Origin of the sequence: Prevotella ihumii (assembly GCF_900155655.1) — a bacterium.
Classification (GTDB): Bacteria; Bacteroidota; Bacteroidia; order Bacteroidales; family Bacteroidaceae; genus Prevotella; species Prevotella ihumii.
In genome coordinates, this window is sequence record NZ_LT706987.1 from 3017604 (window position 1) to 3036916 (window position 19313).

A 19313-nucleotide genomic window follows, 5' to 3' on the forward strand; every position below is an offset into this window, starting at 1 on the left:
AAAATGTGAACAAGAAAAGTGCTATTAAGTGGTATTTCAGAAGGTAAAAGTTGAACTTTAGCTGTGCCAAACATCAATGTTGAGGTGGTAAAACATATATGTTTGGCATTGTCAAAGTTGAACTTTGGCTTTCTATACTATCAATAAAAGAGATTTAGAATATATAATAGGAAATATCAAACAATTCTATTTAGGGAATTAAAATGTTAAATCAACATAACAGCAAAACCCATTGGGATAATGTGGAGTCAAATTGCTCCATAACCCGAAATTAATCCCCCAAGAGGAGTGAGTTTCTCAGATTTAATTTGTATCTTTGCCACCTCATATCAGATTTTTGCTTGTTTGATTTTGCAACACTAAGATAAGTGAAAATTCTGACATGACAAAATCCCAAGCAACTTATTGTTGCTCAGATACTTAAAAAGTTTAATTTATAATAGTGTTGCGGAATTAAGGTATATATTGTAACTTTTACGTAATTTTGTGCGCTGAAACGAACAAAAACACTTCTTAAGTGACAACTCAATGCAGATGATGAAAAGTATATTCCGTGGTGTGGGACAAGTCATGTTTCAAGGCAATGCGCTGTCGGGCGCACTGATGCTTGCAGGTATTGGTTGCAACTCCCTCCTTATGTGCATATTTGCTTTGGCTGGTAGTGCCATCGGCACATGTACAGCTGTTGCCCTTCGATATGACGCCAAAAATATTCAGAACGGCTTGTATGGCTTCAACGCTGCGCTGGTAGGTATTGCTGTACCTTGTTTCATGCCCATTCATGCCGCCTCTGTTTTGCTCATGGTAGTGGCATGTGTGCTGTCTACGCTGGTGACGCGACTGTTCGAGCGGCAACGGTTTGTACCTACGCTCACCGCACCCTTCGTACTCATCACCTGGGCAATGCTGCTGTTGAGTCACGTTTTTCCACAGCTACAGCTGCCAGCAACGACAGCTGCTGGTACTGCGGAAAGTTTCTCGCTGATTAGAGCCGCCTCACTGAGCTTTGGACAAATCATGCTTCAAGGCAACAACCTGCTCACAGGTTTGTTGTTTCTTCTTGCCATTTGTGTCAATTCACGCAAGATGGGTGTGGAGTCGCTTGTCGCTTGCGGACTGTGTCTCGCCGTGGTGAGCGTGCCGTTTGTCAGTACCACCTCGGTGAACAACGGTATGTATGGCTACAATGCCATACTTGCGGTTTTGGCAGTTGCCAACATTCTTGACGTTGGCTCGTGTACTCACGTCAAAGCATTGATAGCCCTGCTACTCTCGTTGCTGATGCAGTATGCAGGTTTGCACATGGGTTTTGTCACGCTCACCGCACCTTTTGTGTTGTCGGTGTGGTTAGTGGCTTTGTATCATACTTTCGTAGTTCAAACCAAACAAGACTAAAAAAATGAAAATTAAAAGATGGTTAAGCCCCACCTTATGGGGCATTGTGCTTGCCACGACGGTGAGCATTCCCACCTTGGGCAAGATAGTAACAGTGGACAGGTCGATAAGCATTGCCCGCAAATATGTCAATGTGAACCTTTCGAAACGTCCTGCAACGAGGGCTTCGCATCGTACACCACCTTATTATATTTATAACGACCGTCACGGACGAGGCTTCGTAGTAGTGGCAGGCGATGATGACATGGGACAAGTGTTGGGTTACTCGCACACAGGAACGCTCGACACGTTGCGTGCAAGTGAGGAACTTAAATTCTTGCTGAGTGCCTATCGTGACGCCTTTTACCAAATACAAAGACAACCCAGCACAAGAGCTACCGTTACCACTACGCCCCCTTACCGAAAGGAGGTAGCTCCGTTGCTCACAACGGCATGGAGTCAAGACGACCCTTACAACCGTCGTACGGGGTACAACTACACAGGATGTGTGGCTACGGCAGTGGCACAAATCATGTATTATCATCGTTGGCCGGAGCGGGGGAAGGGCAGCTACTCGTATGTAGTACGCTCTGACAACCGCACGATGAGCGTGGATTTCAGTAAGTCGGTATACCAATGGGGCAAGATGTTACCCAAATACAACACACGCATGGCACTTGCTGATGCGGAGGCTTGCGATGCCGTGGCGCTGCTCATGCGTGATGTGGGCGTGTCGGTGAATATGCAGTATACCCCCACTTCCAGCGGTGCACAAACCTTTATGGCTGCCAAGGCACTGAAAACGTATTTCAATTATTCCACCTCTATGCTCAACAAGTCTGATGAGGGTGCAGCTGCTTTCACCCAGATATTGCGCAAGGAGATAGAAAATGGCTTCCCTGTGTACATCAGTGGCAGTGTGAAGTCGGGCGGTAGCGGGCACGCATGGGTGGTAGACGGTGTGGATAAGAACAACCTATTTCATATGAACTTTGGTTGGGGAGGCGGTGGCGATGGCTACTTCTCCGTTACAGCACTCAATCTTTCCACCACAGGGCAGGAGTTTGGCGGAAAGCCACTCTCCTTCAACAAGCAGGTGCAGATTGTCTTGGTGCATCCTAACAAACCGGGAAGCTCACCCATTGATGCCGAACTTGCTGACGATGCCCCCAACTTATGTTTCAACTCGGAGGGCAACATGACCGTAGTTGGCAGCATGCCTACCAACAAACAGCAGCCAGTGACGGTTAGCTATCATCACTTTAAGAACCAAGCCGACGGAACGTTTGCCGGAGATATTGGCTTGGGCGTGTACAACGAGCAGGGCGAACAAGTAAAAGTAGCGCCATCGCCATGGCACGACAAAGGCGGGTACACCGCAGAGCGCGGCAAGTATAACGGTGGCGTGCTGCAATCGGGACAGCTGATTGACGATGCTTGCACGTTTACGATGAATCTTGAAGGTCTTGCAGATGGACGTTACTATTTGCTGCCCGTATGCGCCAGCATCAAAAATAATACCACCTACGGAGCATGGTGCAGGATGAAAACGGCACCACGCATAGCCTTTCAGGTGCAAGACAACGATGTGCGCCTATTTGAGAAGCCCGATAACAAGGCACCTTTCGCATTGGCGTCCCACCCCTATACGCTCAAACTATGTACTGCCGGCAACAAAGCCACGCTGTGTCTGAGCATACGCAAACTCACGGGTACGCCTTTCGATGGTACGGTGAGGGTGTCGCTCGTGGATGATGATGACCATACGGTTGCTATGGGAAAAACAGCAGATGCGGTGGACTTTGAGATGTTTGCCGAGACCGAGGTGAGGGTGGACATACACTTGCCCGACAATCTGCAGTCCAAGGAATACAAATTGAAGGTGGAGGTAATCAAGCAATATGATGCCGGCAACATTGCCACGGTGGGCATGGTGCATGGTAACGAGCCGTCTACGTTGCAGGTGGAGGCCGCTAAGCCAAGCGACAAGCTTTTCGTACAACTCTTAGGAATGGTGCAAGACGACAGCGGTTCTACCATATCGCCCACGAACGTAGACCTTGGTGGCAATCCATTGCTCAAGATTGGAGTGGTGATGACGCTCGCACCTCAAGCCACCTACAACGGCACATTGACGCTTTGCCTGATTGATACACAAACTCAGCGACGCATATCCTTGGGCAGCAATGCTCAAAAGCAATACAACTTGTTAGGTGGAGGGGATAATGAAATATTTTTTACAGGATGGTTGAAGAACAAAGATAACTTATGCGTCATCAACAACCGTATATACCGATTGGCGTTGATGGGCATAGTAGACGGTGTGGAGTGTGATTTGTGGAACGAGAATTGCGCTCCCTTTGAAGTGTCGTTTACGAACAGTATTTACAATGATTATCCTGACGAGACCACGTATATAGACGCAACACAAAGCTCGCTACGCATGGTGAGAGGTGGTAACTGGATTGACGTACAGGGTGAGGACTTGGCGCATGTGCAGCTGTTCGCACTTAACGGAACTCTGATTGCCGCCTCCGATGCCCACGGACAACATACGGTGAGGTTGCATATACCTGCCACGCAAGTGGTTGTAGTGCGGGTGAAAACTCTTCATGGCAGCACCTTGACGAAGACGCTAAGGTAAAAGCATTGAAAATGCAGCTTCAGTACTAGTCAATTCTGTTCAAACTCAACGAGGTTGCAGTGCAAGTTACAAAACGAAGTGCAATAAAAGAGTAGCCCTCGACGAGATATGCAGACAACCTCTCGCTACGCTTCGAGAACGTCTGCATCTCTCGGCGAGGAAAAAGAAACAACCAGCAATACAACCTTAATTCCGCAGTATTTTTTCTTGTGAGAAAATTTTATATGTTGAGATGTCTTTTTGGGGCTCTATATGTTGGTATGAGGTGCTTCGGTGTTTTTTGGGTCTTTTCTAAGCATAAAATCCCCCACCCAAACCAATGGGGAAGTATGAAAAACCACAAAAAATGATGTTTATTCAATGAAGACCTCAGCGTAGTAGTTTTTATTTGTATATAGGTTCAGAACGTTCTGCCTTCCAGTGCGCACCCATTTTGCTGGTACGCTGACAAAATGGAGGATAAAGGCTTTCAGCCTGCTTGTCTTTTTCAATGGTTTGACCTTATCGCTGATATGACGGACGAGATAGAGATAGAAGTTCTTCAGCATAGCGGTAACCATCATGAAAACCATGTTCTCAGCCATAAAGGAAAAGGGCAGATGTGACCATCCGAAGTCATTGTTCTGTATGTCGAAGTTCTTTTCGCTTGCTCCACGCTCATTATAAAATGTAATGATGTCTTTCTCGGTAGATATCCAGTTATTGGTGAGGATACAGCGGTATGTGTATATTACTCCGAACATATCCGTCTGTTGCTTGCCATCCTTGTCTTTCAAAGGACTACGCTGTATGACAAGCCTGTATGACTTTCCTTCTATTAAGTTGTCTATGCTGACGGAGGTGACATCGCATCTCTCATAATCAACCTCAACACTCTTCCATTCTTTCAGCTGGCGGAAGTCCTCGTGTCGGCTGCCGCAGTTGGCAGCACGTATATAGAACGTGTTGCAGCGCTGCTCTACGGTTTGGATAATTTCCTTTGAGAACGATCCGCAATCAGCACGGAAACGCTCTATTACCACACCAAGTTCTGAGGTTACACGGTCCATAATGCGACGGAGCGTGTCTTCTTGATGGAATCTCACATTGGTGTTTCCGTCACGATTCTCACCTCCGACTATGATTCCCCCAATGGAAGCCCAACCAGGGAAATAGCCAAAATCCTGCTTGTAAGAATACTTTGCATCGAACTTGTGGGCTGGAATAAACTGGTGATCAAAGTCTAAGTCAACATGACTGCCCACCTTTATAAGCCCCATTCTTCGTATCATCCGTAATAGTAAGGTATTCAACTTTTCTGCTGTGTTGAAACTATACGACTTGTTGGAGGTCTTGCTCTTATAGACAATATTTTTCTCGGTAAGCTCCTTTAGTCCGCGCCCCACAGTGTCGGCACCAGGTAACAGCGTATTAGGNGAAAAACGCTCTTTTTTCCTAAAAATATACTAATTTTGTCCCTATTATGGCAACAGTAGAACGAAATATAACAGAAAACAACAAGCGAATATCACATGTTAAGTCTTTAGTCAAGGAGAAGGCTGATGAGTTGATATTGATTCCTGAGACGCAGGAGACTCCTGTGTCAAAAGGGATTTCTTGGAAAGACTTAGTCTTCTCACACCCTAATAGGACTATAAGACTTGGTACAATGTTCAGTGGCATAGGAGCGATAGAACATGCCTTGCAAAGATTGAAACTAAAGCATCACATAGTCTTTGCTGGTGATATTGATGCTAAATGTAAACAAAGCTACTTTGCCAATTACAATATAAAAGAAGAAGATTGGTTTGATGATGCACGAACCTTCGATGCACGAAGATACAACGGACAAATAGACTTGCTTGTGGGCGGAGCACCGTGTCAGGCTTTTTCTATGGTAGGGAAGCGTTTAGGATTTGAAGATGCACGTGGTACACTCTTCTATGAATTTGCACGTGTCATTAAAGAAACACAGCCTAAAGTTTTTATTTTTGAAAACGTTAAGGGATTGATAAATCACGATAAAGGAAGAACTTGGATGGTTATGCACTCTATTTTTTCAGAGTTGGGTTATCAAGTGAATTATCGTGTTTTAAATAGCAAGGATTATGGTATTCCACAACACAGAGAAAGAATCTTTTGCATAGGTTTTCATACACCAACAAAATTTGCATTTCCTGCTCCAATCCCTTTGGAATACAGGATGTATGATTTCTTAGAAGACTATGTAGATACAAAATATTTCTTAAAGGAAAAAGGTATAAAATTTGTGACCAGTCATAAAAATCGAATTAAATGCTACACACAGATAAACGGTGATATTGCTTTGTGCCAAAAGCGAAATCAGCAGTTTAATTGGCATGGAGATTTTGTTTTCCATCCAATTGCAACTGATGAAATTCCAGAAGACGATTTTGATGAGTTTGTTTTTAACGTTAAGGAAGTAGAAGAAAAGTATTATCTTTCAGAGAAACTTAGGAACTATGTACTTTGTCCAGGTACCAAGAATTTCAAGACACGTATTGAAACAGACCTTGATGTTGCCCGTCCACTTCTACACTCAATGCATAAGATGCATAGAGCAGGGGTCGACAATTATGTTACACACAAAGGGCGAATTAGGAAATTAACCCCAAGAGAATGTCTTCGTCTGATGGGTTTTAAAGATTCTTTCGATATTGTAGTTTCTGATACCTCCGTGTATCAACAGGCAGGAAATTCAATAGTTGTGGATGTACTGATAGCTTTACTTAAACAAATCGATATAACAAAATACGGAGAATTATGATACAGTTAGGCGGAGAAAAATTCAAATTCATAGATGTATTCCCAAAAATCTTAACCGTCCCCGACAGTTTCGTAGTGAGGAATAACAAAATACAGACAACAAAAGATAAAACGAAGGAAAGCCATGGAGAGGCAAAGCTCTATATTTCTTCTAAAAACATTATGAGAGATTTTTATGGACACGAAGGGTTTCATGCTACTTGCTTTATGCTGAAACAAGACCTCATAAATTATCTCAACATTCTAAAAATAGAGTATCTTAATCCCTCGCAGAATTATCGAGGAATGGAAAATTTCTCTGCTTTATGGGAAGAACGAATGAACAAGATAGTTCACCTGCAAAACGAGATAATAACCTTTGAGGTTTCAGACCAAAATCAAATTAAAGGACCAAGAGGGTATGTAAATTCTACCGATATGGGTTATCAACTTATCAGAGAGTTATCTCTGCCTTTGGTAAGCTACATTCTTGTGAAGAAACTTTCTGACACTACTGGTAGCGAGCTTTACTATTGGAAGCTGTTTGTGGACTTTGAGGCTATTGAGCAAATGAAGTCCCTCCCTACTGTATTTGCCTACGGAAAGAGCAAGTTGCAAGCTCAAGAAACAAAAGAGGCAGAAAAACAAATCGAAGAAGAGGTTACAAATATAAAGAGAGGAAGGGACGGACAGCAGAAGTATCGTGAGAAATTGTTGGAACAATGCCCATTCTGCCCATTCACGATGGTTGCTGACGACCGCTTGCTCATAGCAAGCCATATCAAACCTTGGGCGGTTGCGGACGAAAAAGAGCGTACCGACCCATACAACGGTTATATGCTCACACCCACCTACGACCGTCTGTTTGATAAAGGCTTCATTACTTTTACGGAAGACAGACACGTTCATATATCCAATTTCCTATCCAATCGTACCTGCAAGCAGTTGGGATTGGAGGATGACAAGTTTATCCAAATGCTGCCAATGGACAAGAAGCGGATAAAGTATCTTGAATTTCATAGAAAGTCTGTATTCAAAGATTAGCAATATCAATCCATTACTATTATCGTTCTCCCCCCTATGACAGAAGAAAACGCTTTTGAATTTCAGATACACTACCATCTGAACCAAGAAGACCTCCATCAAATGGATGCCAGGGTATTCAATGAATGTGAAAGACAATTACTTGATGCTTTTGACATTGTAAAGACTTTTACAGGAGGGTATAATATTGAAATCGCTCCAAAGAAAAAGGGCGGTCTAATTGAAATATTAGTTATTCCTGCTATCACTATCATTGGCTATGAAACGGTTAAAAATCTTTTTGATGCCCTAATTCAAAAATTCTTTTCTTCTACACAAACCAAGCTCACCAATACCAAAGATAGAATTGAGATACTTGAAAAAATCAAAAGCGGAAATTTAACGAAGGAGGAAGCTGAGATTTTAGTGAATGACAAGAAGATAAAGAGATGCGTCAGTAACTTTTTCAAGTCTATTGACAAAGAAAATAATGTTACCAATATTGATGTTTCTGCTAAAGCAAAAGGAGAAACAGAACCTTTTAGCTCAGCAAAAATAGTCAGAGCCGATTTCACAAAAAAGATATTGTCAGATACTACCATAGAAGATAAAACAGAAATAGCAGGAACAACGATTCGTATTCTTTCGCCAGTCTTACAGCAAGGACATGGAAAAGTTTGGAGGGGCTATTATTCGGCAAAGCCGATAGATTTTAAAATGTTGGATAAAGAGTTCTTGAAACAAGTCTATGACAATGAGATAAAGTTTGGTACAAATACCGTAATAACTTGCACATTGATAATTTCTACCAAGCAAAAGATAGAGAATGGTGAAGAAACAGAGATTAAGACAGAATATGTAGTAAAAGATGTGCTAAAATGGGAAGATGATGATACTATCCAAAATTATACAAAGAGATACAAGAAAATCAAGGCTAATGAAAGAGAATTGAACTTATTTAATCCACCACCAATAAGAAAAGAGGAATAATGTTGTTAGCGAATATAAATGCTTTAAATACAAATTCAGCGTAGTAGAACGAGTATGTCTGCTACGCTGAATTTTTATTTTACGGATTCTCGTCATTTCCGCCACCCGAACCACCAGGCTTGGCTTTTGCTTTCTCTTGCTTCGCCACACGAAAGAACTCGACATTCTTCGTAAGCATCCAATATTAGCCGCCTTTGTGTAACATTCTTGCTTTACTACCTTTGCCCGAAAAACTTATGTTTGTACTCAACGAAACAAATGTTTTTCGGGTTTGTTGCACTCCTGTGGACATGCGTCAGGGTATTCTTCGCCTGTCCCAATTGGTACGCAGCAATAACTTCAATCCTTCTGATGGTGCTGTCTACGTTTTCTACAATCGATCCCGTAACCGAATTAAATTGCTGCACTGGGAACGCTGTGGTTTTGTCGTCTATCATAAACAGATGGCACAGGGTTGCCTGAGTCCTAAAATCATACGGGCGAGAACTGGATTTTATGAACTTCGCTGGGACGAATTGGTACTCTATATAGAGGGTATAAATCCTAATTGCTACCGAAGAAAAAGATACAATAAATCTTAGTATTTTCTTGCCAGTGTCAGATATTTTTTGTAACTTTACATCGTATAAAGAACTGATAATGTGATGGATATGCCTTATTGCACAATGACATCTGACTACCATTCTCTCACTCGGGAAGCTGTTGTTAAACTTCTTGAGCAAAGGGATGCTGAGCTTAAGAACAAGGATACTCAACTCAAGAACAAGGATGCTGAGCTTAAGATTAAGGATGCTGAGTTGGAACGAAAGTCCCGTCGTATTCTTGAACTTGAGCGCATGGTATTTGGCAGGCGCAGCGAGAAACGCTTGCCTGAGAGTGCAAGCGGCTGGGCGGGTACGCTTTTTGACGAGCAGTGGGCCAAAGAGGGTTCCCTGGCTCAGGTGGAAGCCCTTCCCATCATCAAGGAGATAAAACAGCAGGCCGGACAACGCAGGTCATCACGCCGTGTGAGCCGTCCTTCCAGAAAGGGTAGAGCCTACGCCTCCTATGTTCCCGAGAATATAGAGCGACAGGTGACGGAGATATATCCAGAGGGTTATGACGCTGAGCGCATGGTCATCATCGGGCATGACAGGAGCGAGCATCTGTGCCTGCGTCCCTCATCCTTTTATGTCAGGGTGGAGGACCGTGTCATCTGCCGTCTGAAGGAAGCCCGGCCAACGGATGCGAAGGTTGACATCCTGGAAGCCCCCTTGAAAAAGCAAGCGGTGGATTGTTTTGCCGACGCTTCCCTGCTCGCCGAAATCATCACCGCCAAATTCGCCTATCACCAGCCCGAGTATAGGCAATGTGAAAGATGGAAGGAACTGGGCGTGAACATCCCCACCTCAACCGTCAACAGTTGGGTTCACGATGCCGCCGATGCACTTTATCCACTTTACAAACTTCAAGTAAGCCAGATCCTGCAAAGTCCTTATCTTCAAGTTGACGAGACCAGCGTACAGGTTGCCGACCGCAAGGGAAAGACGCGCAAGGGATACTTGTGGGGCGTGCGTGACGCCATGCACTCCCAGGGTGTGTTCTTCCATTGGAAGGGCGGGTCGCGGTCGGGCGCTGTGGCAGATGAGCTCTTCAAGGGCTACCAGGGTGCCATACAGTCTGACGGGTATGAGGTCTACAGCAGGTTTGAGAACGTTCAGGGCATCGTGCTGTTAGGATGTATGGCACACGTGAGACGTAAGTTCGAACATCTGGCGGCTGACGATAAGAACGCCGCCCATATCATCGAAACGATAGCCACGCTTTATGAGTTGGAGGAAAACCTCAAACACAAGAAAGCACCACCCGAGGAAGTGGAGACAGAACGAAAGGCTAAAGCTTACCCCATTCTTAAGTATTTGGAGACCTATATGTTGGATGTACACAAACAGTACACCCCAGGCGAAGCTATGGAGAAGGCACTGCGTTATGCCTTCGCCGTATGGATACGCATTGGCAGGTATGTGCAAGACGGACGCTTCAACATAGACAACAACCTCATGGAACAGGCCATCAGACCCATCACGCTTGGAAGAAAGAACTACCTGTTCTGTGGTAACAATGAGGGAGCAGAGAACAACGCCATCTTCTATACCTTCATGGCGTGTTGCAGGGAAGCAGACATAGAGCCATACAAATGGATGAAGGAAGTTCTTTCAAGACCCCTGCCGGACATGACGGAGGAGGAACTCATTAAAATGCTACCTTCAAACTTCAAATAACAAATAACCCTTATATGCTGCCAGACATATAAGGGTTATTTGTTGGTGTGAAAGTCGGCTAATATTGGATGCTTACCGTTCAGCATAGTCCTGCTGACCAGCGGTTACATGTGAGCCGTTACGCCCATAGACGTTATTAAACATACCCGTTCCTATCCTTGAAGCGATTCGTTTGTCACCAATGAAGTAATGCTTTGTAAAGCGATTCTTATTTACAAAGAGGATACTTGCAGGATAAAGCGTGAAGTTGTCCGTCTCGTGGAAGGTAATACCCTGTGGTGCACCATTGATATACACACCTTCCATCGTACCATAACTCTTCATCATGCGTTCACCAGCAGCATTGTAAGTGTAACGACTCGTCTTGCCATTGTCAGAGAGTACCATCAGACGGTTGTCCTCATCCAAGTACATCTCGCAGGTAGTTTTGGTTGAATCGTTCGTTACCAGTGTTGGTCATTTCATATTAATAGACATCGTAGTGGAATATTCATTGCGTAGTGTCCACTTTTTTTTATTTTCGTCAAATCTATATTGTACTTCTGAAATAATTTTCTTTCTTATACTAGATTTGTCTGCGCAATACAGTCTGACAACTATATTCCCTTTTTTTATAAATAAAATAGGCCAACCGATAATGTAACATTTCTTGTTGGTGTATTTTTTATATTCAGAACCTTCAATTACATTCTTTTGTTGGTTTTTGAAAAGCCAACTTGGGAAATAATCCTTATTTATATATATTAAATGCCGAGGGACTCCCGACCTCTGCAAAGAGCCTATCGCTCTCTTAACGGCCTTAGCATAAATACTGTCAAAGTCTATAAGCTCTCCTTGCCTCACAGCATTCTCATACTTATAACATAAGTCCATCTGAGAGATTTTAATTTCCTTAAAAGCCTTATTATCTACATTAAAGAGTGATGTATATTGGTCTGTAAAGGCATACATTTCATCTTGTCTGCAAGAGAGCTGCCCTATCTTTATCAGCAATGTGTCCCTGCCCATCATTTGTAAAAGCGGATATCCGACATGATTCTTTCCTGTTATGGGCTTGCCGTTCTTAAGGTATAAATGATTCCAGCCCTTTATTCTTTGAACATTAAAACCATATGGATTATAATTATTGACGAGATAGAAGTCTTTTCTGTCAAATTTATCTTTCCACCTGTCAGGTACTGTTCTTAAGAAATTATAGTATGAGATTTCCAATGCTTTGTTTAAAGAAGCATTCTGTCCTTTTACATTTACGCTAGATATAATCAATACAATACAGAACTGAATAAAAACAATTTTCTTTTTCATTTCTTGAATGATTTCTATTGATCTGTAACGGAAACCTCCTTAAGACCTCTTCTTGTTACTTGACCAAAATTCTGATAAACATCTATTTGTATCTTAGATAGGATTCCTGTATGATTATAAATATATACATTCTTATCTCGCATGGAAATAACATAACGTGTAGAGGACGCTACATCTATATCCACTGCAGACGGTCCTGGAATCCAATAAGAATTTCCATTTGTTCCGCTAGGGTGTGTATGGATATATACCAAATCAGGATAATCTCCCGAACTAACACTGACAGTACTGTTTTTAGCAGGATCACCAACATCTCCTATCCTACAATAGACTGAGGTCTCTGGATCATTTCGAGTGAAGGATAAACCATATTCTCTATTATTATTGTCAGATGTTCCTCCCATCCCATTATCACCAATCTTTGATACAACTTCATTTCGGACTCTGCGACTTCCATCTATTTCTACGAAGTTCTCTTTATTACTAATATCTTTTTCTTTTATTATACGATTCCTTATCTTATTGTCAAGCCCATTAATTTTGGCATTCCCATACGATTCAATATTCTCTTTGTTGGACATCTTTAACACATATAGTTTTTGATCATCTTTACCATCAGAGCCTAAATATGTACCGTCCCCAGTAATATAATCTCCAGCAGCCTTTCCTGTCCGATCTATAAAGCGAATAGGATTACTTAGACAAATGTTATATGAGCATATTTGCAAGAACTTCTCCGCCAACGGATCTACCCCATACCATAAACTCGTGACAGGGTTCATGTACCTTGCGCCGTAATAGTATAGACCAGTTTCCTCATCGAACTGTTTGCCATTGAACTTGTAAGGTAAGTTTTCGGATGATGAGTGTTCGTCAACTAACAGTTCACCGTATGGTAAGTAGGCATCATACTGTGTGATGTTGGCTTTGTCGTCTGTGATATAAGATGTACTACCGAGGTGGCCACTGTGATAGAAGAAGATTTCTTCTTTCGTAGTGTCGTTTGGAATATAACCATAACCAGCCTGTGGGTCGTCAGGGTTGCTCGGGTCATTCCAGCTTACAGGTGGACCGGGGTTGGTATTCGGTGTGGTGTTGGGGCGTGGAGTCTGAATCCAACCCTGTGGCACATCGTGGTTACCGAGTGTGTCAATGATAGAGTTATATCCTCGTTTTGTATTCTCCGGATCACCATACGCACCCTTCATCGTCGGCACGCCGGGGGCAATGCCCTGCTGCTTATAGTATACCTCTTTCTGCTTCTGTATCTGATTCATACGTTCAGCATAGTCCTGCTGACCGGCGGTTACGTATGAGCCGTTGCGCCCGTAAACGTTGTTGAACAGGCCTGTACCGATACGGCTGGCTATGCGTTTGTCCCCGATGAAGTAATGCTTCGTAAAGCGGTTCTTGTTGATGCTGATTATCGAAGCAGGATAAAGCGTGAAGTTGTCCGTCTCGTGGAAGGTGATACCCTGCGGAGCACCGTTGATGTACACACCCTCCATCGTACCGTAACTCTTCATGTCTATCCTCTGTGTATATACATGAGAATCTATCATTCTTCATTTACACTCAAATACAACATTTTGATATTCCACAAAAGATTTGATTTGAAAATCTGATGTATAGTATATTGCCTCAATAAGCTCATATCTTTCGAGAGATTCTTTTACTTTTTTCATTCTCATTGATGAAAAAAGGTTCTCAGTCTCCTTCTTGATAAAAACCGTTTTTTCATCAAAAGGAGAACTTCTATAAATATAGGTAGTATCCTTGAGAGACAAAATGATATGATGTTCTTCATCATAGTATGCATTGGCTTTTCTTGTCAATTTGGTTCTGTTGACAGCTTTCTCTTCTTTCCCATTTTCATCTAAAGATCTTATTATAATTGAATTCCCAGAATATTCTACTTTAATTTGATTTTTAACTTTTCCCATAAATATCTTTTCATTTTGCTGGCTACATGAAGCAAAGCAAAACACAAGACATATTCCTATGGTCTTCCCAACTATAGTAGACTGTAAAATGTGCGAATTGAGATTTATCATTTTATTCTTTTACTTGTTTTTTTTGGGGGGGGTAAGTCCCATTTCCTTCATAGTGTTTAGATAATTGACAACTCCAATGTTTGATTGGTTGTTGTCTTTCAAATCAGCATGGTCTTTGTTTCCATAAGGATCTTGGGACATCATCCTGCTTATTATTTCATAAGACTTGGCAGTTGTCGTTGAGTCCACCTTCTGTACCTTCGTCAGCGGTTCACTCATCCGTCCGAACGACATTACCATATCGTAACTTGCACTTTTTGCCTTACCGTTTGCATGAACAAGGCGGTTCAGTTCGTCATACTCATACGTATGCGAACTCTTTCCGCCCAGCTTCGCCTTGTTGAGTTTTGTCAGCGATGTTGGGTTGGCGGCATTCGTAATACCAAGGATATTATCCACAGCATCATACTGGTACCTGTTCTCCATGACAGTCTGACCGTCCGCTGTAAGGTTCATCACCTGCAGACGTTCACGCTGCTTATCGTAGGTATAGGTAGTCTCCGTGCCATTACCGAGCTTCGTATAGACCGTATGACCCTCCTTGTCGTAACCTATCCTGTCAACTATAACGCTCTGACGTCCCTGTTTATTGCTCGTCAAGTGTTTAGAGAGCTACAGTAACATCACTCTGTAATTCTGTTTTTGCAATGTCTTCATCAGGTGCTTTCTAATAAAAATAATCAAAATGACCATGTAGAAACCCCTCTTCTATAATAATTCCTTTACTATATTTTTTATCCTCATACGATACTATAATACGTCTCCCATCTTTAGCATAGAATTTCCATCTTCCTATTCTGCTAAAAGTCCCCTTGTCTCTTTTTACAAAGCCTTCTTCTGCTATATCATTATTTGTATAATAGTTTTGTACAAAATAGATAGAATCTGTATCAGATACGCTAAACTCCTTAAATTGCTTTAACTTATTCTGGGGTATTATTCTTAACACCTGTCTCATTTTCTTTTGCTTTTCCATTTTACTTATCTCCAAGAAAAGACTCTTTCTAATAATATTTAAGGTATCTAAGTCTAAGTCTTTACTCCATTTTCTTAATAATGGAGAATAGGTATAGAATGATGAACCATAATAGAAAGATAAACGGAAATCGCCGATTCCTACACAGGAGTATCTAAAAGAAAGATTCTTATATATGAGACCTCCACCCAAATCATACCCCTTTATTCCTATCGAGTCTAAGGATAGAGGATAGGTATGTCGTTCCATATTGTATTTTTCTATCTTAGCGATTAGTTCATCTCCATGACTGTAGTATGAATTAAGCATAAAGCTATCATAAGCTGTTTTGCCAATGAAAAAAGCTAAGATAGATAACAAACAAATAATTATAATTTTCTTTTTCATTTTTTGTTGTTTGATACAATAAAGTTAAACTTATCTATACTTGGTACATATTTAATGGTCTTTTCTAAATTATTAATTTTTATATCCATAGTTCTGGCATCCGGATTAAACTTCAAAAAGATATTTCCAGTATTATTTCGATTAAATTTATCTATTAGGTTCATTACATCAGCCTTTGTATTCTCGTTAGGTTGATAATAAGCATTCATTACATACTCTGAGAACTCTGCAGCTACGTTAAGCTTCCATTTGCCAGATGTATGGGCAAAGGTCCTGGTACGACTGGCTCTCTCATCAACTGATGCATGTAAAAGATGATTTTTATAAGCGTTTCTTTGATCATCAAGTTTATGGAAATACTCATGTTGTAATGTATTCATTAAGTTATATTTATTATCTAACCATCTATCTACAGTTCCATCTGAATTAGATGGTTGTAGCCAGATCCCTTTGTCACTATAATCATAATTAGCAAAAATACCAAGTATTTCATTACCTTTAGCACCTACTAATCCATGGACGCCTGCTTGTTTTGCATAATAGCCAGCAATATTAGCCACTATTTGGCGATAATCTCCTCTTCCAATTCCCAAAAAATATGGAGAAATATTATAACTAGATAGACTATGTCTATTCCCTTTGGGATCAACGATCGTTATATAGGCAGAATGATCATTTATAACTTTCACGATTCTTCCATCCCCATTAATATGGACTTCATCATTTCCATCAACGTCAACCCGCCTTACAGGGTTTTGCCTGCAATAAAGATATGAACCACTCGCTTGATACTTCTCTGCCAACGGATCCACCCCATACCACAGACTCGTGACAGGGTTCATGTACCTTGCACCGTAATAGTACAAGCCTGTTTCCTCATCAAACTGTTTGCCATTGAACTTGTACGGTAGGTCTTCGGATGAAGAATGCTCATCAACTAACAGCTCACCGTATGGCAGGTAGGCATCGAACTGGGTGATGTTGGCATGATCATCTGTGATGTAAGACGTGCTACCGAGGTGGTCACTGTGATAGAAGAAGGTCTCTTCTTTTGTAGTATCGTTTGGGATATAACCATAACCAGCCTGCGGGTCATCAGGGTTACTCGGGTCATTCCAGCTTACAGGTGGACCAGGGTTGGTATTCGGCGTAGTGTTGGGGCGTGGAGTCTGAATCCAACCCTGTGGCACATCATGGTTACCGAGTTCTGTGAGGACGGCATTATACCCTACACCAGTGTTCTCTGGATCACCATACGCACCCTTCTCTGTAGGTACTCCAGGGGCAATGCCTTGCTGCTTATAGTATGCCTCTTTCTGCTTCTGAATCTGATTCATACGTTCAGCATAGTCCTGCTGACCAGCGGTTACGTATGATCCGTTGCGTCCATAGACGTTATTAAAAAGACCTGTCCCTATCCTTGAAGCAACTCGTTTGTCACCAATGAAGTAATGCTTCGTGAATCTGTTCTTGTTGACAGAGAGGATACTTGCTGGATAAAGCGTGAAGTTGTCCGTCTCGTGGAAGGTAATGCCCTGTGGTGCACCATTGATATACACACCCTCCATCGTACCGTAACTCTTCATGATGCGTTCACCAACAGCATTGTAAGTGTAACGACTCGTCTTACCATTGTCAGAGAGTACCATCAGGCGGTTGTCTTCATCCCAATACATCTCACGGGTAGTGTTGGTAGAGTCGTTCGTTACCAGCGTTGGATTACCATTGGCATCGTAGGTGTAATGGTCATGACCAATCTGCGTTGGAGCCGTCGGATGGTTACTGTCCTCGTACTTATAAGCAAAGTTATAAGACTTGGCAGTTGTCGTTGAGTCCACTTTCTGAACCTTCGTCAGTGGTTCACTCATCTGTCCGAACGACATCACCATGTCATACGATGCACGCTTCGCCTTACCACTTGCATGAATAAGGCGGTTCAACTCATCATACTCATACGTATGCGAACTCCTTCCTCCCAGCTTCGCCTTGTTGAGTTTCGTCAGCGACGTTGGGTTGGCAGCATTCGTGATACCGAGGATATTATCCACAGCATCATAACGGTACCTGTTCTCCATCACAGTCTGACCATCCGCTGTAAGGTTCATCACCTGCAGACGCTCACGCTGCTTGTCATATGTATAGGTAGTCTCCGTGCCATTACCGAGCTTCGTATAGACCGTATGACCCTCCTTGTCGTAACCTATCCTGTCAACAATAACGCTCTGACGTCCCTGTTTATTGCTCGTCATGCTCTCCACCTGTCCTGCAGCATTGTAGTGATAAGTCACCACTTCACCGTCAGGATAAGTCATCGTCTGCACCCGGTTCCAGCTGTCATAGGTGCATTATAGGTACAGGGTATAAATTTTATTGATCAGCTGTACATATGGTTCGAAGACTAGAATTCTTCTATTATTTTTGCTATTTCTTTATCAATCTTTTCCATTTTAGGACAAAAAAAAGTTCTCTTATACATTTTTCTAAAGATAAGCACATCTGTTATATTATTTTTTATCCAAAGTTCAAAGACGATCAGAAGGTCTAATGATAGTTTTTTCCCTGTATAATCAGTGATTAGAACATCATAATCACCTATTCGTTTATAGACTTGATTCCCGTTCGGATATAGAGTATATCCATTATTATTAAAAAACTTGATATTTCTCTTTATAAAATATGAATATTCCATAATAACGCTTATTTTGTAGAAGGAACATATCCTAGTCCTGGTATAATAAAAATAATAGCAGGATCAGCCCCATGTTTTATAGCATTGTCTATATTCTTAGCACCATTTTCGTAAGCATCCAATATTAGCCGCCTTTGTGTAACATTCTTACTTTACTACCTTTGCCCGAAAAACTTATGTTTGTACTCAACGAAACAAATGTTTTTCGGGTTTGTTGCACTCCTGTGGATATGCGTCAGGGTATTCTTCGCCTGTCCCAATTGGTACGCCGCAATGACTTCAATCCTTCTGATGGTGTTGTCTACGTTTTCTACAATCGAGCCCGTAACCGAATTAAATTGCTGCACTGGGAACGCTGTGGTTTTGTCGTGTATCATAAACAGATGGCACAGGGTTGCCTAAGTCCTAAAATCATACGGGCGAGAGCTGGATTTTATGAACTTCGCTGGGACGAATTGGTACTCTATATTGAAGGTATAAATCCTAATTGCTACCGAAGAAAAAGATACAATAAATCTTAGTATTTTCTTGCCAGTGTCAGATATTTTTTGTAATTTTACATCGTATAAAGAACTGATAATGTGATGGATATGCCTTATTGCACAATGACATCTGACTACCATTCTCTCACTCGGGAAGCTGTTGTTAAACTTCTTGAGCAAAGGGATGCTGAGCTTAAGAACAAGGATACTCAACTCAAGAACAAGGATGCTGAGCTTAAGAACAAGGATACTCAACTCAAGGATAAGGATGCTGAGCTCAAGGATAAGGATGCTGAGCTCAAGGATAAGGATGCTGAGCTCAAGGATAAGGATGCTGAGCTCAAGGATAAGGATGCTGAGCTCAAGGATAAGGATGCTGAGCT

The 19313-nt window shown here is 42.0% G+C and carries 13 protein-coding genes and 5 pseudogenes; 9 read left to right on the forward strand and 9 right to left on the reverse strand.

What is annotated here, in order from left to right; all coding sequences use genetic code 11:
- The first annotated feature begins 570 nt into the window (after window positions 1–570).
- Together CZ367_RS13125 and CZ367_RS13130 are read left to right on the forward strand one after the other, a co-directional pair.
- Window positions 571–1395, forward strand: coding sequence for an urea transporter (locus CZ367_RS13125; RefSeq protein WP_237581807.1), 825 nt, complete (start codon window positions 571–573; stop codon window positions 1393–1395).
- 4 nt (window positions 1396–1399) lie between these two features.
- Entirely contained in the window at window positions 1400–4018 is a 2619-nt protein-coding gene (locus tag CZ367_RS13130) for a C10 family peptidase (protein ID WP_077197236.1), read from the forward strand.
- Window positions 4019–4371: 353 nt separating this feature from the next.
- On the opposite strand, the pseudogene CZ367_RS13140 reads toward CZ367_RS13130, so the two are convergent.
- Window positions 4372–5433: pseudogene (locus CZ367_RS13140) on the reverse strand (IS1380 family transposase); the annotation flags it as partial.
- Window positions 5434–5480: 47 nt separating this feature from the next.
- On the opposite strand from CZ367_RS13140, the gene dcm reads away from it, so the two are divergent.
- The 5 genes from dcm to tnpC all read left to right on the forward strand — a co-directional run bounded on the left by dcm (window position 5481) and on the right by tnpC (window position 11037).
- Window positions 5481–6785, forward strand: a complete 1305-nt coding sequence (gene dcm / locus CZ367_RS13145; RefSeq protein WP_084793524.1) for a DNA (cytosine-5-)-methyltransferase — start codon at window positions 5481–5483, stop codon at window positions 6783–6785.
- A gap of 161 nt (window positions 6786–6946) precedes the next feature.
- Window positions 6947–7807 (forward strand): HNH endonuclease, encoded by an 861-nt coding sequence (locus CZ367_RS13150; protein WP_202613137.1) that lies wholly within the window; start codon window positions 6947–6949, stop codon window positions 7805–7807.
- 36 nt (window positions 7808–7843) lie between these two features.
- A complete protein-coding gene (locus CZ367_RS16325) occupies window positions 7844–8776 on the forward strand; it encodes a DUF2089 domain-containing protein (RefSeq protein ID WP_237581746.1) in 933 nt (310 codons plus the stop codon).
- Between the two features lie 236 nt (window positions 8777–9012).
- On the forward strand, window positions 9013–9357 hold the full coding sequence (tnpB, locus tag CZ367_RS13160) for an IS66 family insertion sequence element accessory protein TnpB (RefSeq protein ID WP_077196720.1): 345 nt from the start codon (window positions 9013–9015) through the stop codon (window positions 9355–9357).
- 84 nt (window positions 9358–9441) lie between these two features.
- Complete coding sequence (gene tnpC / locus CZ367_RS13165; protein ID WP_237581671.1) at window positions 9442–11037, forward strand: IS66 family transposase; 1596 nt, start codon at window positions 9442–9444, stop codon at window positions 11035–11037.
- Between the two features lie 75 nt (window positions 11038–11112).
- Here the strand turns inward: tnpC and CZ367_RS13170 are convergent.
- The 8 genes and pseudogenes from CZ367_RS13170 to CZ367_RS15735 all read right to left on the reverse strand — a co-directional run.
- A pseudogene (locus CZ367_RS13170) lies at window positions 11113–11493 on the reverse strand (hypothetical protein); the annotation flags it as partial.
- Window positions 11494–12342, reverse strand: a complete 849-nt coding sequence (locus CZ367_RS13175; RefSeq protein ID WP_007367266.1) for a hypothetical protein — start codon at window positions 12340–12342, stop codon at window positions 11494–11496.
- Window positions 12343–12356: 14 nt separating this feature from the next.
- A pseudogene (locus CZ367_RS13180) lies at window positions 12357–13868 on the reverse strand (RHS repeat domain-containing protein); the annotation flags it as partial.
- A 39-nt stretch (window positions 13869–13907) separates the two neighbouring features.
- Window positions 13908–14396, reverse strand: coding sequence for a hypothetical protein (locus tag CZ367_RS13185; protein WP_144005999.1), 489 nt, complete (start codon window positions 14394–14396; stop codon window positions 13908–13910).
- 155 nt (window positions 14397–14551) lie between these two features.
- Window positions 14552–14996: pseudogene (locus CZ367_RS13190) on the reverse strand (RHS repeat-associated core domain-containing protein); the annotation flags it as partial.
- Window positions 14997–15063: 67 nt separating this feature from the next.
- Window positions 15064–15759 carry a hypothetical protein gene (locus tag CZ367_RS13195; protein WP_060940843.1) on the reverse strand — a complete coding sequence of 232 codons (696 nt, stop codon included), beginning with the start codon at window positions 15757–15759 and terminating at the stop codon, window positions 15064–15066.
- The gene (locus tag CZ367_RS13205) at window positions 15756–17648 is read right to left on the reverse strand and encodes an RHS repeat-associated core domain-containing protein (RefSeq protein ID WP_449421170.1); all 1893 of its coding nucleotides are present in this window, start codon (window positions 17646–17648) and stop codon (window positions 15756–15758) included. Before CZ367_RS13205 ends, CZ367_RS13195 begins: the two co-directional genes overlap by 4 nt.
- Before the next feature lie 509 nt (window positions 17649–18157).
- Window positions 18158–18448, reverse strand: a complete 291-nt coding sequence (locus CZ367_RS15735; RefSeq protein ID WP_025878248.1) for a hypothetical protein — start codon at window positions 18446–18448, stop codon at window positions 18158–18160.
- Window positions 18449–18624: 176 nt separating this feature from the next.
- Between CZ367_RS15735 and tnpB (CZ367_RS13215) the strand changes: the two genes are divergently transcribed.
- Window positions 18625–18969 (forward strand): IS66 family insertion sequence element accessory protein TnpB, encoded by a 345-nt coding sequence (gene tnpB, locus CZ367_RS13215; RefSeq protein ID WP_077195221.1) that lies wholly within the window; start codon window positions 18625–18627, stop codon window positions 18967–18969.
- Between the two features lie 84 nt (window positions 18970–19053).
- A pseudogene (locus CZ367_RS16330) lies at window positions 19054–19313 on the forward strand (hypothetical protein); the annotation flags it as partial.

Bases quoted from the DNA above. Each gene is read 5' to 3' on its own strand.
- CZ367_RS13125 (WP_237581807.1), top strand. From the start codon at position 571: ATGTTTCAAGGCAATGCGCTGTCGGGCGCACTGATGCTTGCAGGTATT.
- CZ367_RS13130 (WP_077197236.1), top strand. From the start codon at position 1,400: ATGAAAATTAAAAGATGGTTAAGCCCCACCTTATGGGGCATTGTGCTT.
- dcm (WP_084793524.1), top strand. From the start codon at position 5,481: ATGGCAACAGTAGAACGAAATATAACAGAAAACAACAAGCGAATATCA.
- CZ367_RS13150 (WP_202613137.1), top strand. From the start codon at position 6,947: ATGAGAGATTTTTATGGACACGAAGGGTTTCATGCTACTTGCTTTATG.
- CZ367_RS16325 (WP_237581746.1), top strand. From the start codon at position 7,844: ATGACAGAAGAAAACGCTTTTGAATTTCAGATACACTACCATCTGAAC.
- tnpB (WP_077196720.1), top strand. From the start codon at position 9,013: ATGTTTGTACTCAACGAAACAAATGTTTTTCGGGTTTGTTGCACTCCT.
- tnpC (WP_237581671.1), top strand. From the start codon at position 9,442: ATGACATCTGACTACCATTCTCTCACTCGGGAAGCTGTTGTTAAACTT.
- CZ367_RS13175 (WP_007367266.1), bottom strand. From the start codon at position 12,342: ATGAAAAAGAAAATTGTTTTTATTCAGTTCTGTATTGTATTGATTATA.
- CZ367_RS13185 (WP_144005999.1), bottom strand. From the start codon at position 14,396: ATGATAAATCTCAATTCGCACATTTTACAGTCTACTATAGTTGGGAAG.
- CZ367_RS13195 (WP_060940843.1), bottom strand. From the start codon at position 15,759: ATGAAAAAGAAAATTATAATTATTTGTTTGTTATCTATCTTAGCTTTT.
- CZ367_RS13205 (WP_449421170.1), bottom strand. From the start codon at position 17,648: ATGGTGATGTCGTTCGGACAGATGAGTGAACCACTGACGAAGGTTCAG.
- CZ367_RS15735 (WP_025878248.1), bottom strand. From the start codon at position 18,448: ATGGAATATTCATATTTTATAAAGAGAAATATCAAGTTTTTTAATAAT.
- tnpB (WP_077195221.1), top strand. From the start codon at position 18,625: ATGTTTGTACTCAACGAAACAAATGTTTTTCGGGTTTGTTGCACTCCT.